This window comes from Tessaracoccus lubricantis (assembly GCF_039544535.1).
Lineage (GTDB): Bacteria > Actinomycetota > Actinomycetes > Propionibacteriales > Propionibacteriaceae > Arachnia > Arachnia lubricantis.
In genome coordinates, this window is record NZ_BAABLV010000036.1 from 232,742 (window position 1) to 245,731 (window position 12,990).

The window sequence follows — 12,990 nt, forward strand, 5'->3', positions numbered from 1 at the left end:
ATCAGGCGACGCAGGGCTGGAGGTGCGGGTCTTCCTGCGCCTCCAGCCTTGCGGCGTCCTCGGCCTCGCGTTCGGAGAGCACGAGGCGACGGTGGTGGTAGCGCCATGCGATCAGCAGCGGGATGAGCGCGGCGACCCAGGCCACCGGCGCCGCGAGGATGACCGCGAGGAACCCCGCCTGGCCGACGACGAACACGCCGATCACCCCTCGCGCGACGAGTTCGAAGACCCCCGCCATCGTGGGGGCGAGCGTGGAGCCGAGGCCCTGGATGGCGTGGCGGGTGACGAACAGCACGGCCAGGATCGCGTACAGCGCCGCGTTGACGATGAGGTAGTCGTGGGCCATGCCCACCACCCGGTCCTGACCGTCGCCCACGAACATCCGCACCATCCAGGCACCACCGACGAAGATCACGAGGCCCAGCGCCAGGGCCATGCCCATGGCCACCAGCAGTGCCTGGCGCACGCCGGTGCGGATCCGGCGCCATTCCCGCGCGCCGGCATTCTGCGCCACGTAGGTGGTGATGGCCACGCCCACCGTCGCCAACGGGATGACGGCCACCTGGTCGACGCGCATCGCCGCCGTGAACGCCGCCACGGCGTCGGTGCCCAGCCCGTTGATGCCGAACTGGAGCATGGCCGCGCCCAGCGCGATGATCGACATCTGGAAACCGAGCGTGACGCCCAGGTTCGTCGACTCCCTCACCTTGGGCAGTTCGAGCCGCCAGTCGGCGCGCGACAGGTGCAGGTGGGGCATGCGGCGCCAGATCAGGATGATGCACAACAGCACGGAGATGGCCTGCGCCACGACGGTGGCGAGCGCCGCGCCGCCCACGCCGGTGCCCAGCGCGCCGATGAACACGATCACCAGCGCCACGTTGAGCACGGTGGCGATGACGAGGAACACCAGCGGGGTGCGGCTGTCGCCGAGGGCCCGGATCACCGCGCTGAGGTAGTTGAAGGCAACTGTGGCGAACGAGCCGCTGAACAGGACCACGAGGAACGTCGTCGACTGTGCCATCAGTTCGGGCGGCGTGCCCAGCCACGACAGGAGGGTGCGCGCACCGAGCGTGCCGATGAGCGTGATCGCCAGTGCCACCACGGCGCTGATGACGATGCCGGTGGCCACCGCGCGCCGCATCGCCGGCAGGTCGCCTGCGCCGAATGCGCGGGACACCGGGATCGCCAGGCCGGCGGAACAGCCCATGGCGAAGCCGAACAGCAGGAACTGGAGGCTGCCCGAGGCGCCGACGGCGGCCAGTGCGTCGACGCCGAGCATGCGCCCGACGACGACGGCGTCCGCCACTGCGTACCCCTGCTGGAACAGGTTGCCGATCAGCAGCGGAAGCGTGAAGACGATGATGAGCCGGAGCGGCGATCCGACCGTGAGGTTCTTGGCCATGCAGGACCTTCTCGGAAGAGGTGGGAGGGTAATCGGCAGAGTCGGGGCGCGTCAGGAGGGGAAGCGATGTTCGCTCGAGACCGACGGCGATCAGCCACAAGATTGTATTGGCATCACCCAAACAACACAAATCGCACCCTCGGGCCGGATGGTGCACAAATACGCAACGAAGCGCTGCTGTATTTGCCAAGCGGCTAAGGTTTGCCTTACCTTCATTGCATGACCGCTCAGGCAACGACCGCCCGGCCCACCGCAGGGCTCGTCGGCAAGGACCTCCGACTGGCCTTCCACCGCACACCCGTGGTGCACGGTGTCGACATCGACGTCGCGCCCGGTGAGGTGCTCGCGCTCGTGGGCCCCAACGGCTCCGGGAAGTCCACGGTGTTGCGCGCGCTGGCGCGGCTCCACAGCGTCACTGCGGGCGAGGTCCTGCTCGACGGCACGCAACCGATCCACAGCCTCTCCCCCAAGGAGTTCGCCCAGCGCGTCACCCTCCTCACCCAGCACCATGGCGCCGTCAGCGGCATGTCCGTGCGCGACGTCGTCGCGCTCGGCCGGCACCCGCACCGCAGGCTGACGCGCCCCGACACCCACGGCCAGGCAGCCATCGACGACGCCCTGCAGAGGGTCGGGGTGGCAGCCCTGGCGCACCGGCCCCTCAACGAACTCTCCGGCGGGGAGGTGCAGCGGGTCTGGCTCGCCACCTGCCTGGCGCAGCAGGCCGGCGTGATCCTGCTGGACGAGCCCACCAACCACCTGGACCTGCGCTACCAGGGTGAGGTCCTCGACCTGCTGCGCGACCTCGCCGACGACGGCCTGGCGGTGGGCACCGTGCTGCACGACCTGAACCACGCGGCCGCAGTGGCGGACAAGATCGTGCTCATGGCCGGCGGCCGCGTCGTGGCGGCCGGGCACCCCGACGACGTCATCACCGTGCAGCACATCTCGACCGCCTATGGAGTGCCGGTCACCGTCCACCTCGACGAGGCCACCGGAGCCCTCACCACGCGCATCCTCGGCCGGCACTGCCGCAACCGTCTCGCCAGCGCCTGACCCACACCCCCCGTCGGCTCCCCACACCCGTGGCGGAGCTCCGTCGCCATGCGAAAGGACCCCCATGTTCCACCACCTCACCCGCGCAGCGGCCACCGCCGCGCTCCTGGCGCTCGCCGCCTGCGGCACCACGGCCCCGCCCGTGAGCACGTCCGAATCACCGGCATCGACCACCACCAGCGATGCCTCACCCGCCGAGGGGACCACCGCCCCGGAGGCCGCCGGCCCCATCTCGGTCGTCGACGGCCGGGGCCGCACGGTGGAACTGCCGGCTGCAGCCGAGAACGTCGTGGCGCTGGAGTGGGGTGAGGCCGAGATCCTGCTGTCACTCGGGGCCAACCTGGTCGGCATCGCCGACCCGCAGGGCTTCTCGACGTGGGACAAGGCCGTGGCTCTGCCCGACGGTATCCAGGACGTCGGGATGCGCTCGGAGCCGAGCGTCGAATCCATCCTGGCCCTGGACCCCGATGTGGTCGTGCTGAGCGGTGCGGACACCTCGCAGGTCGACCGCCAGCTCGAGGGAAAGGTCCCGGTCGTCTTCTCGACCGGCAGCAAGGCCGGCCAGGACCTCGACCGGCTCCGTGGTGACGTCGAGCTGTTCGCCCAGGTCCTGGGCGACGCCGCGGCGGGCGAGGCACTGCTGACGGAGATGGACGAGGCGCTCGAGTCCGCCACGTCCCGGGTGAGCGAGGCCGGCGCCGCCGGCACCCCCTTCCTCATGGCCGACGGATGGAAGGAAGGCTCCGTGGTGAACATCCGCATGTTCGCCAAGGGGTCCATGGTTGACGAGATCGCCACGTCCATCGGGTTGGTCAACGCCTGGACCCAGCCGGGCGACGAGGCCTGGGGCCTCGGCGTCACCGACGTCGAGGGCATGGCGGGCTTCACGGCCGAAGACCTGCGCCTGTTCTACAGCGCCTCCGAGGATGACGTCTTCGCCGATGGGCTGGCCGAGAACCCGATCTGGCAGTCGCTCCCCTTCGTCCAGCAGGGACGCATCCACAAGCTCGCACCCGGCACCTGGACCTTCGGCGGCTCCGCGTCCGTCATCTCCATCGCCGAACAGTTCGCGGCAGCCGTCGAATCCGAGCGGTGAGCGCAACAGCGACGCAGCCAGGCCCCTCCACCCACGCAGCCGGGATGGCCATCCTGGCGGCGCTGGGCTCGGGAGTGGCGGTCCTGGCCCTTGCCCACCTGGGCCAGGGCACCTCAAACCTCCCGCTGTCGTCGGTGTGGAACTGGGTGATCGGCTCTGCGGACCCCGCCACGAACGCGATCATCCATGGCGCACGGCTCCCCCGCCTGATCGGCGGCCTCGTGATCGGGGCGCTCCTCGGCGCCGCGGGCACGCTGATGCAGGCCGTCGCGCGCAACCCGCTGGCCTCACCCGACACCCTGGCCGTCTCATCGGGGGCCCAGCTCGCCGTCACGGTGGTGGCCGCCCTGGGGCTCCAGCTGGCGCTGCCCGTGACCGGTGCCGTCGCGCTGCTGGGCGCGGCACTGGCTGCCCTCCTCGTCCTGACGATCGCAGGGACCCGCGAGATCCTCCGGGTGGTGCTCGTGGGTTCGGCGCTGGCCATGGGCATGTCGTCGCTGGCCACGTTCCTGCTGCTCATCAGGCAGCAGGAGACCACGGGACTCTACGCCTGGGGCTCGGGTTCACTCGTGCTGAGCGACGTGGACTCCGTCCGGCAGCTGGCCCCGGCCATCATCGTGACCGTCATCGCCGCCGTCGTGCTGGCCGGACGGCTGCGCATCCTCGCCCTGCAGGACGACCAGGCCCAGGCGCTCGGCGCGAACCTGCCGCGGGAGCGGCTGATCCACCTCTCGCTGGCGGTGACCATGTGCGCGGTGACGGTGACCATCGCGGGGCCCATCGGCTTCGTCGGGTTGGTGGCACCGGTGGGCGTCTCCCTCGCTTCGCGGTCACTCCCGGCCCTCCGCCAGCCACGCTACTCGCTGTTCGCCTCGATGCTGCTCGGCGCCGCCCTCATCATCGGGGCCGACGTGGCGTTGCGCGCCTTGGGCGGTGCCGCGGAGACCGTCAAGGTGCCCACGGGCGTGGTCACGTCGATCGTCGGCGGCCTGCTGCTGGTGTTCCTCGGCGTCGGGCCGTCGGGATGGCCGGCCAGCTGGACTCGGGCCGGCCCCGTTCGATGCGGTGGTCCGGCTGGGTCATCGCGGCGGCCGGCGTGGCGGTCATCGCCACCGCCGCCGTCGGCCTCATGTTCGGCGACCTGTCCCTGTTGCTCGGCGACATCGGGTACTGGCTGCAGGGTCAGGCGCAGCCCGCGATCGCAGCAGCCTTCGACTCCCGCTCCGTCCGGGTCGGCGCTGCGCTCCTGGCCGGGGGCGCACTGGGGCTCGCCGGAACCTGCGTCCAGGTGGTCACGCGCAACGGCCTGGCGGATCCGGGCCTGCTGGGCGTCACGGCCGGTGGTGGCCTCGCGGCCGTCCTGATGCTGTGGCTGGCGCCCCAGGCCGGGCCGGTCGCCATCCAGCTGACCGCCTCCGTGGGCGCACTGTTGACCTTCCTCGCCGTCGTGGCCCTGGCCGGGGGCGCAACACCGGTCCGCGTGGTGCTCGTGGGCATCGGCGCGGCAGCCGCGCTGCAGGCCATCACCACCGTCGTCGTGTTGTCGCTCGACCCGTGGGACACTGCGGCCGTGCAGACGTGGCTGGCCGGCTCGACCTACGGCAGGGCCGCCCAGGACCTCGCCCCGGTGGCCGTGACGCTCCTGGTCACCGGCGTCCTCCTGTTGGTCAACCACCGCACCCTGGACCTGCTCGCCGTGGGAGAGGACCAACCCACGGTGCTCGGTGTGCGCACCAACCGGGCGCGCTGGCTCATCCTGGCCGCAGCCGCGCTGTTGGCCGCCGCCGCCATCTCGGCTGCAGGCACCGTCGGCTTCGTCGGCCTGGTGGCGCCCCACGTCGCCCGCCGCCTCGTCGGCGCGGGCCACAAATGGGTGATCCCGCTGTCCATCCTGCTGGGCGCGGTCCTCCTCGGCCTCGCCGACACCATCGGCCGGTCCGTCATCGCGCCCGCCCAGATTCCCGCGGGGCTGGTGGTCGCACTCGTGGGCACGCCCGTGTTCGCCCTCCTCATCGCACATCGGAGAAGACATGTCTGACACACCTTGGAGCTTGTTCGACGCCACCGTCGCGGAGGTGGTGGACCGTACGCCCAACCTCAGGCGGGTGACCTTCGAGGGAGAGGGCCTCCGCGACCTGGCGGACCCCGGCACGGACACCCGCATCAAGCTGCTGGTGGCCGCCGACGCGGACGGCGCGGCGGAGGCCTACCGCGCGATGGGCAGCGACGCCGCCTCCATGGCGGCACTGCGCACGCTCGGCGACGGCATCACCATGCGCACCTACACGCTCGCCGCCTGGGAGCAGACCCCGACCGGCGCCCGCGTGTCGGTCGACTTCGCTCGGCATGACCCCGCCGTGGCGGGCCCCGCCACGCGCTGGGCCGAGCAGGCCCGCCGCGGGCAGGCGATGCGCATCGTCGGGCCGGTGCGCAGTTTCGACGGCGAGGTGGGCGGCCGCGAGTTCCGGGCCGCCGGCCTCGGCCGCGAGGAGTTGCTCCTGGTCGCCGACCATTGCGCGCTGCCGGCGGTGGAACGGATCCTGGCGGAGCTGCCACCGCACGCGCGTGGGCTCGCGGTGATCGAATGCCCCACGCCCGAGGACCGGCTGGACCTCGACCGGCCTGACGGCGTCGAGGTCCGATGGATCCACGGAGCCGGCGGCTGCCCCGGGCCCGTGCTTGCCGAACTCGACGCCTGGGGCACGCAGGACGACAGCACCCCGCAGCCGGACGCCGTCAGGGGCGACGACGGCGACGAACTCTTCTGGGAGGTCGACGGGGAAGAGGCCCGCCGGGTCTGGGTGGCCGCCGAGGCGTCGGTGGCCCGCGACGTCCGTCGGCTCGTGGTGGGAGAGAAGGGCCTCAACAAGCGCGCAGTGGCGTTCATGGGCTACTGGCGCACCGGGCGCGCGGAGTCCTGACCCCGGTTGACGGGTCCCGCCGCCCCGGCCGTAGGCTGGGGCCCATGCGTGCAATTGTCGTCCGTGAGTCCGGTTCCGCCATCGAGGAGGTCGGCGAGGAGTTCCTCGACGGCGACGGCGGCATCGTCGTCGACGTGAGGTTCTCCGACCTCAACTACAAGGACGCCATGGCGCTCACCGGCCGCCCGGGAGTGGTGCGCAAGCACCCGCTGATCGCGGGCATCGACCTGGTGGGCACCGTCGCGGAGTCGGACGACACGCGCTTCGCACCCGGCAGCTGGATCATGCTCAACGGCGCCGGCCTGTCCGAGACCGAGCACGGTGGCTACGCCACGCGCGCCCGCATCAAGGGCGACCACGCCGTCGCGCTCCCCGAGGGCCTCTCCCCAGAACAGGCCGCCGCGCTCGGCACCGCCGGGTACACCGCGGCCCTGGCCGTGCTGCGCATCCTCAGCGAGAACGTCATGCCCGACGACGGCCCGGTGCTGGTGACCGGCGCCACCGGAGGCGTCGGCTCGATCGCCACACAGCTGCTGGCCAACGCCGGCTACGTCGTGTACGCGACGACGGGCCGCGCGGACCAGCTCGGTGACTACCTGCGCAGCATCGGTGCCGACGAGGTCATCGACCGCGCCACCCTCGCCGAGGCCGGCCGCCCGCTCCAGAAGGCGACCTACGCCGCCGTCGTCGATTCGGTGGGTGGCGTGACCCTGGCCAACGCCATCGCACAGACCAACAGGGGCGGCGTCGTGGCCGCCTGCGGCCTGGCCGGGTCCCACGACCTGCCCACCACCGTGATGCCGTTCATCCTCCGGGGCGTCACCCTGGCCGGCATCGACTCGGTGTGGGCCAACCTCGACGACCGCGCGGACGCGTGGCGCATCCTGGCGCGCGGCCTCGACCTCGACAAGCTCGACGCCATGACGCAGCACGTCGACCTCGACGGCCTGCACGCTGCCGCCGAGGAGATGATGTCCGGCCAGCGCCACGGCCGGACCCTGGTCACCATCTGAGGCGGCGCATGCGAAGGAGGCGGGGCCAGCTGGCCCCGCCTCCTGCGTGTCGGGATGGCCGTCAGCGGACGGCGACCCCCTCGCCCTCGGAGACCTGGTCGTCCTCGGCGACGCCGAGGTCGGGCTCCTCGCGCCCCGTGATCTTGCTCTGCTTGCGGATGCAGAAGAGCACGAAGACCACCGCGACGAACTCGACAGCCGCGATGAGGTAGAGGCCACCGGTGTAGTTGCCGGTGGACTCCTTCATGGCGCCCAGCAGCTGGGGCGAGAAGTAGCCGGCCAGGTTGGCGATGGAGTTGATCACGGCCACGCCGGCGACCAGCGCCATGCCGGACATGAAGCGCGCGGGCAGGTTCCAGAACACCGGGATGGCGCCCATGGTGCCGGCTGCCGACAGCGCCAGCGAGGCGATCACGCCGATGGTGCTGCCCTGCGTCAGCGACACCCCGGCCAGCACCAGGCCGGTGGCGCCGAGGCCGGCGGCCACGGCGGTGTGCCAGCGCGACTCGTGGTTGCGGTCGGACAGCCAGCCGTTGCCGACCATGCCGATCCAGCCGCAGGCGTAGATGCCGGACATGATCCACCCCAGCGTGGTGATGTCGGTGATGCCCACGGCCTGCACGAGGCTGGGGCCGTAGAACGTCAGGGTGGCGTTGCCGGCCACGATGCAGAAGAACGTGAGGATCAGGATCCAGGTGTTGGGCTTGCGCAGCGAGGCCCAGAAGCTGTGGGTGCGCTCTCCCAGCACCTTCTCCTCGACGGCGAGCTCGTAGGCGACGTGCTCCTTCTCCTCCTCGGAGAGCCACTTGGCCTGGTGCGGCTTGTTCGTCAGCACGAAGATGGCGAGGACGCCCACCAGGATCGACGGCGTGCCCTCGATCAGGAACAGCCACTGCCAGCCGGCCAGCTGGAGAGAACCGTCGAACGTCTCCATGATGAAGCCGGCCAGTGGGGAACCCACCATCAGCGACATCGCGGAGGCCGACATGAAGATGGCCATGGCCTTGCCCCGGCGGTGGGCGGGCAGCCAGTAGGTGAGGAAGAGGATCACGCCGGGCTGCAGGCCGGCCTCGAACGCGCCGAGCAGGAAGCGCAGCGTGTAGAACTGCCACTCGTGCTGCCGGCATCTTCTTCTTCGGGCACCCCGGTGTGTCGGGATCGCGTTCCGCATCGTGGAATTCAGTATCCACCATTAGGAATGACGTTACACTAACCGCACAGAGGGGCCAAAGGCAAGGGCCTGCGGCCACCAATTTCCATTCTGGTATACCAAGATCAGATGCTGCGCTTAACCACGCGTTAACTTGAACGTTTCCTTTTCTGGAAGGTTTCCAGAAAAGGCGCTATGGTCGGGGACATGCACGATTGGCCCACCACGCTCAAGGACGCCGGGATGCGCGTCACCGCGGGCCGCGTCGCTGTCCTGACGATCCTTGCCGACCAGCCCCACATGCGGGTCGGCGACATGACCGAGGCGGTGCGCGAGCGCACCGGCAGCGCCTCGGTGCAGGCCGTCTACGACAACCTCGCCGCCCTCCATGCCCACGGCCTCATCAGGCGCGTGGAGCCCGCCGGGCAGCCGCCCCGGTACGAGTTGGAGAACGGCGACAACCACCACCACCTCATGTGCCGCATCTGCGGCGACATGAGGGACGTGCCGTGCGCTGTCGGCGCGGCCCCCTGTCTGTCCGCAGCAGATGACCACGGCTTCCTCATCGACGAGGCCGAGGTCATCTACTGGGGAACGTGTGCGAACTGCAACGAGAGGAAACAATGACCCAGTTCAACCCGTCGGGCGAGTACCAGCCCACCGGCCCGTCCACCCGCCTGAACGGCGCACCCGCTGAGTCGGACGCGCACTCCCTGACCGTCGGCAACGACGGCCCGATCGTGCTGCACGACGTCCACCTGGTCGAGCAGCTCGCCCACTTCAACCGCGAACGCGTCGCGGAGCGCAGCCCGCACGCCAAGGGCTCCGGCGCCTTCGGCACCTTCAAGGTGACCCAGGACGTGACCCGGTACACCAAGGGCGCCCCGTTCCAGCCGGGCGCCGAGACCCGCATGCTCGTGCGCTTCTCCACCGTCGCCGGCGAGCAGGGCTCCCCCGACACCTGGCGTGACGTGCGCGGCTTCTCGGTGCGCTTCTACTCCACCGCAGGCAACCTCGACATCGTGGGCAACAACACGCCCATCTTCTTCGTGAAGGACCCGCTGAAGTTCCCCAACTTCATCCGCTCGCAGAAGCGACTCCCCGGATCGGGCCTGCGCAACACGAACATGCAGTGGGACTTCTGGACCAACTCGCCCGAGTCGGCACACCAAGTGACCTACCTCATGGGTGACCGCGGCCTGCCCGCCACCTGGCGGCACATGCACGGCTTCTCCTCCCACACCTACATGTGGGTCAACGCCGAGGGCGAGAAGTTCTGGGTGAAGTACCACTGGCGCAGCAACCAGGGCCTCAAGAACCTCACCAACGAGGAGGCCACCCGCCTGGCCGGCGAGAACGCCGACTTCCACCGCGAGGACCTCTACAACGCCATCGAGCGCGGCGAGTTCCCGTCCTGGACGCTGAACATGCAGGTCATGCCCTACGAGGAGGCGAAGACCTACCGCTTCAACCCGTTCGACCTCACCAAGACCTGGTCGCAGAAGGACTACCCGCTGATCGAGGTGGGCGTCATGGAGCTCAACGAGAACCCCACGAACTTCTACGCCCAGATCGAGCAGTCGGCGTTCTCGCCGTCGAACTACATCCCGGGCACCGGCCTGTCGCCCGACAAGATGCTGCTCGCCCGCGTGTTCGCCTACCCGGACGCCCAGCGTGCCCGCATCGGCTCCAACTTCCACCAGCTCCCGGTGAACCAGCCGATCACGCAGACCAACAACTACGCCGAGCAGGGACACATGCAGTACCTGCACACCGGCCTGGCACCGGTGCACACCTTCAACGGCTACGGCCGTCCGTACACCGACGCCGAGGTGGTCGACGAGGCCGGTTGGGAGGCCGACGGCTCGCTGGTGCGCGCCGCGATCACCCGCCACGCCGAGGACGACGACTTCGGCCAGGCCGGCACGCTGGTGCGTGAGGTCTACGACGAGGCGCAGCGCGAGCGCCTGGTGGAGACCGTCGCCGGCGGCCTGTCGCAGTGCCGGCCCGAGGTCCAGGAGCGTGGCTTCTGGTACTGGAAGCAGGTCGACGAGAACGTCGGCCAGCGCATCGAGAACAGGGTCCGCGGCCTGAAGACCATCGAGGACGAGGAGTCCGTGGCCTGAGGCGCCATCCGCTGAGAGAAGGGGGCGGGCTGCCCAACCGAGCGGCCCGCCCCTTCGTCATGTCCGGGTCAGAGCACCTCGAGGTACGCGTCGGCCGGCGCGGCATCGATGATGCCGGCCTGGGCCAGGAACTCGCCCATCCGGTCGAACGCGGCGGTGTCGACGGCGACGGTGACCTCACCGTCGCGCTGCCACAGTTCGACGGTGGCGGCCAGCACCCTCTCCGCGGTTGCGCGCTGCTCGGCCTCCGCCATGGCGGGGACGTGCTCGGCGGTCGCGTCGAGGGCCGCCTGCGGATCGGCCACCACGGCGGCCTCGGCCTCCTGCATGCCCAGCGCGACGGCCTTGAGCACGTCGTCGGGCACCTTGGTGCCGGGGGCGATGAGGCTGGGGCCGACGAGCAGGGCCTCGCTGGGCTCGAACACGGGGATCGAGACGGTGGGGATGTCCTGGTTGGCCAGTTGCACGCCCTCGTTGTTGACGAAGCCCATGGCGAAGTCCACCTGCTTGGCGGCCAGCGCCTGCAGCGTGGTGAAGCCGATGTCGACGAGCTTGACCTCGTTCTCGGTGAGCCCCGCCTGGTGGATGGCGCACAGCGCCGCGTAGTAGCTCGAGCCGAAGTGCCCTGGGATGCCCAGCGAGGCGCCGTTGAGCACCTCGAGGCCGGGTTCGGCGCCCAGCGTGGAAGGGTCGCCGCCCATCACGCGGATGGGGTAGCTCTGGTACGACGTGGCGAACGTGCGCAGGTCGTTGCCGCCGGCCTTGGCCACCATCGCCTCGTCGGCGGACGCGAACACCACGTCCTCCTGGCCGCCCAGCACGGCCCCCCACAGGTCCTCCTGCTGGCCGTGGTGGCGCAACTGCACGTCAAGGCCGTGCTTGGCGAACAGCCCTTCCTTGACGCCCAGGTAGAACGCGCTGAACTGCACGTTGGGGATGTAGGTGAGCCCGACGGTGAGCTTGCCGTCTCCGACGGCCGCGGGCTGGTTGCCGCCGCAGGCAGCGAGACCGGCGGCGGCGCCGACGGCGAGCGTGCCCAGCAGCAGGTTGCGTCGACTGATCATGTTGTTTCTCCTTGCAGACGGGCCACTGCCGCTCGTTCCAGGAGTTGGACGAGTCCGTACAGGGCCATGGCGGAGAGGCTGATCCAGGCCACCACGGCGAACACGCCCGCGGTGTCGGCGGCCTCTCGGGACAACGTGAGCAGGGTGCCCAGACCGGCGCCGCCCATGACGAGTTCGCCGACGACCGCACCGGTCATGGCGAGCACCACGCCGCCGCGCACGCCGGCCAGCACCGCCGGGGCCGCCATGGGCCCCTCGATGTGGGCGAGGCGTTTCCACGAGTTGGCGCCGTCGAGGAGGGCGTTTTCCACCACGCGCATGTCGAGGGACCGGAATCCGACGATGGTGGTGGTCACCATGGGGAAGAATGCGACGATCGCACAGAGCACCGCGATGGGGATGGTCCCGTAGCCGATCCAGAGCACCAGCAGGGGCGCCGTGGCAACCAGCGGCACCGTCTGGGTGATGGCGACGACGGGTTCCATCACCGCTGCCAACAGCCGGGAATGCGTGATCACGATCCCCAACGGGATCGCGACGACGACGGCGAACGCGACGCCGAGCAGCGCCGCGAGCAGCGTCGGCGACAGGTAGCGCCACGCGATGCCCAACTGTGCCTGCGAGACCATGCGGGCGACGACGTCACCCGGGCCGGGCAGGTAGAGCGGTTCGATCAGGCCGGCTCCGGTCACCGCCCACCACACGCCCACCGCGAGGATGAGCGAGACGGTGGCGGGGATCCAGCGGCCGGCGGTGGGCCTGGTGCGCGCGGGGTAGGCAGACCAGAGGCCCAGGTGCGCAAGCCTGCGCGCCCGGCGTCGCTCTTCTGTGGTCATCAGCCCCTCGCTCCTTCTCCAGGCCCGGGGCACGCGCCGACGGAGACGCCCACACCGGCCCTGCGTCCGCCTCGCACGTGGCGAGACGACCAGGGCGCATCGGGTACGCCGTCGGCGACGAGTTCCTCCCATCCAGACTTTGACTGTCGGTCTCGGAATTTCACCGAGTCAACCCTCCCGGAAACCGGAAGGGGTCGCGGACTATCACCGCCGGTTCGGACTTTCACCGACCCCGGAACACGTTTGCGCCCACCCTAGCACCGCAGCGCCGGTGCAGCCATCGCCCATCTGCGCGCAGCACGTCCGCCCACGCGGTAGCGGCCCAAGCG

The 12,990-nt window shown here is 70.3% G+C and carries 11 protein-coding genes, 1 pseudogene and 1 riboswitch; of the genes and pseudogenes, 8 read left to right on the forward strand and 4 right to left on the reverse strand.

The genetic code is table 11. The features are described 5' to 3' along the window. Window position 1 precedes the first annotated feature (1 nt). Window positions 2-1,402, reverse strand: coding sequence for an MATE family efflux transporter (locus tag ABEA30_RS12195; protein ID WP_345583203.1), 1,401 nt, complete (start codon window positions 1,400-1,402; stop codon window positions 2-4). A gap of 219 nt (window positions 1,403-1,621) precedes the next feature. Here ABEA30_RS12195 and ABEA30_RS12200 point away from each other — a divergent pair, with 219 nt between their 5' ends. The 6 genes and pseudogenes from ABEA30_RS12200 (at window position 1,622) to ABEA30_RS12225 (ending at window position 7,485) form a co-directional block, all read left to right on the forward strand. Further along, complete coding sequence (locus ABEA30_RS12200; RefSeq protein ID WP_345583205.1) at window positions 1,622-2,455, forward strand: ABC transporter ATP-binding protein; 834 nt, start codon at window positions 1,622-1,624, stop codon at window positions 2,453-2,455. Window positions 2,456-2,519: 64 nt separating this feature from the next. Further along, complete coding sequence (locus ABEA30_RS12205) at window positions 2,520-3,551, forward strand: iron-siderophore ABC transporter substrate-binding protein (protein WP_345583207.1); 1,032 nt, start codon at window positions 2,520-2,522, stop codon at window positions 3,549-3,551. A 44-nt stretch (window positions 3,552-3,595) separates the two neighbouring features. Beyond that, window positions 3,596-4,546: pseudogene (locus tag ABEA30_RS12210) on the forward strand (iron chelate uptake ABC transporter family permease subunit); the annotation flags it as partial. Between the two features lie 134 nt (window positions 4,547-4,680). Beyond that, window positions 4,681-5,589, forward strand: coding sequence for a FecCD family ABC transporter permease (locus ABEA30_RS12215; protein ID WP_345583209.1), 909 nt, complete (start codon window positions 4,681-4,683; stop codon window positions 5,587-5,589). Then, window positions 5,582-6,472, forward strand: coding sequence for a siderophore-interacting protein (locus ABEA30_RS12220; RefSeq protein ID WP_345583211.1), 891 nt, complete (start codon window positions 5,582-5,584; stop codon window positions 6,470-6,472). Before ABEA30_RS12215 ends, ABEA30_RS12220 begins: the two co-directional genes overlap by 8 nt. 44 nt (window positions 6,473-6,516) lie before the next feature. Then, window positions 6,517-7,485 (forward strand): MDR family oxidoreductase, encoded by a 969-nt coding sequence (locus ABEA30_RS12225; RefSeq protein WP_345583213.1) that lies wholly within the window; start codon window positions 6,517-6,519, stop codon window positions 7,483-7,485. A gap of 61 nt (window positions 7,486-7,546) precedes the next feature. Here ABEA30_RS12225 and ABEA30_RS12230 read toward each other — a convergent pair whose 3' ends face one another. Then, entirely contained in the window at window positions 7,547-8,656 is a 1,110-nt protein-coding gene (locus ABEA30_RS12230; protein ID WP_345583215.1) for an MFS transporter, read from the reverse strand. A 186-nt stretch (window positions 8,657-8,842) separates the two neighbouring features. Here ABEA30_RS12230 and ABEA30_RS12235 point away from each other — a divergent pair, with 186 nt between their 5' ends. Both ABEA30_RS12235 and ABEA30_RS12240 read left to right on the forward strand, forming a co-directional pair. Beyond that, window positions 8,843-9,262, forward strand: a complete 420-nt coding sequence (locus ABEA30_RS12235) for a Fur family transcriptional regulator (RefSeq protein WP_345583217.1) — start codon at window positions 8,843-8,845, stop codon at window positions 9,260-9,262. Beyond that, the gene (locus ABEA30_RS12240) at window positions 9,259-10,761 is read left to right on the forward strand and encodes a catalase (RefSeq protein WP_345583219.1); all 1,503 of its coding nucleotides are present in this window, start codon (window positions 9,259-9,261) and stop codon (window positions 10,759-10,761) included. The genes ABEA30_RS12235 and ABEA30_RS12240 overlap by 4 nt, the downstream gene beginning before the upstream one ends. 68 nt (window positions 10,762-10,829) lie before the next feature. Here the strand turns inward: ABEA30_RS12240 and ABEA30_RS12245 are convergent, their stop codons facing one another. Both ABEA30_RS12245 and ABEA30_RS12250 read right to left on the reverse strand, forming a co-directional pair. After that, on the reverse strand, window positions 10,830-11,825 hold the full coding sequence (locus tag ABEA30_RS12245; RefSeq protein ID WP_345583221.1) for an ABC transporter substrate-binding protein: 996 nt from the start codon (window positions 11,823-11,825) through the stop codon (window positions 10,830-10,832). Further along, entirely contained in the window at window positions 11,822-12,661 is an 840-nt protein-coding gene (locus tag ABEA30_RS12250; protein ID WP_345583223.1) for an ABC transporter permease, read from the reverse strand. Before ABEA30_RS12250 ends, ABEA30_RS12245 begins: the two co-directional genes overlap by 4 nt. 116 nt (window positions 12,662-12,777) lie before the next feature. Further along, window positions 12,778-12,905: riboswitch (FMN riboswitch) on the reverse strand. Window positions 12,906-12,990 lie beyond the last annotated feature (85 nt).

Excerpts from the sequence above, each read along its gene's own strand:
- ABEA30_RS12195 (WP_345583203.1), bottom strand. The coding sequence starts at position 1,402 with ATGGCCAAGAACCTCACGGTCGGATCGCCGCTCCGGCTCATCATCGTC.
- ABEA30_RS12200 (WP_345583205.1), top strand. The coding sequence starts at position 1,622 with ATGACCGCTCAGGCAACGACCGCCCGGCCCACCGCAGGGCTCGTCGGC.
- ABEA30_RS12205 (WP_345583207.1), top strand. The coding sequence starts at position 2,520 with ATGTTCCACCACCTCACCCGCGCAGCGGCCACCGCCGCGCTCCTGGCG.
- ABEA30_RS12215 (WP_345583209.1), top strand. The coding sequence starts at position 4,681 with ATGTTCGGCGACCTGTCCCTGTTGCTCGGCGACATCGGGTACTGGCTG.
- ABEA30_RS12220 (WP_345583211.1), top strand. The coding sequence starts at position 5,582 with ATGTCTGACACACCTTGGAGCTTGTTCGACGCCACCGTCGCGGAGGTG.
- ABEA30_RS12225 (WP_345583213.1), top strand. The coding sequence starts at position 6,517 with ATGCGTGCAATTGTCGTCCGTGAGTCCGGTTCCGCCATCGAGGAGGTC.
- ABEA30_RS12230 (WP_345583215.1), bottom strand. The coding sequence starts at position 8,656 with ATGCGGAACGCGATCCCGACACACCGGGGTGCCCGAAGAAGAAGATGC.
- ABEA30_RS12235 (WP_345583217.1), top strand. The coding sequence starts at position 8,843 with ATGCACGATTGGCCCACCACGCTCAAGGACGCCGGGATGCGCGTCACC.
- ABEA30_RS12240 (WP_345583219.1), top strand. The coding sequence starts at position 9,259 with ATGACCCAGTTCAACCCGTCGGGCGAGTACCAGCCCACCGGCCCGTCC.
- ABEA30_RS12245 (WP_345583221.1), bottom strand. The coding sequence starts at position 11,825 with ATGATCAGTCGACGCAACCTGCTGCTGGGCACGCTCGCCGTCGGCGCC.
- ABEA30_RS12250 (WP_345583223.1), bottom strand. The coding sequence starts at position 12,661 with ATGACCACAGAAGAGCGACGCCGGGCGCGCAGGCTTGCGCACCTGGGC.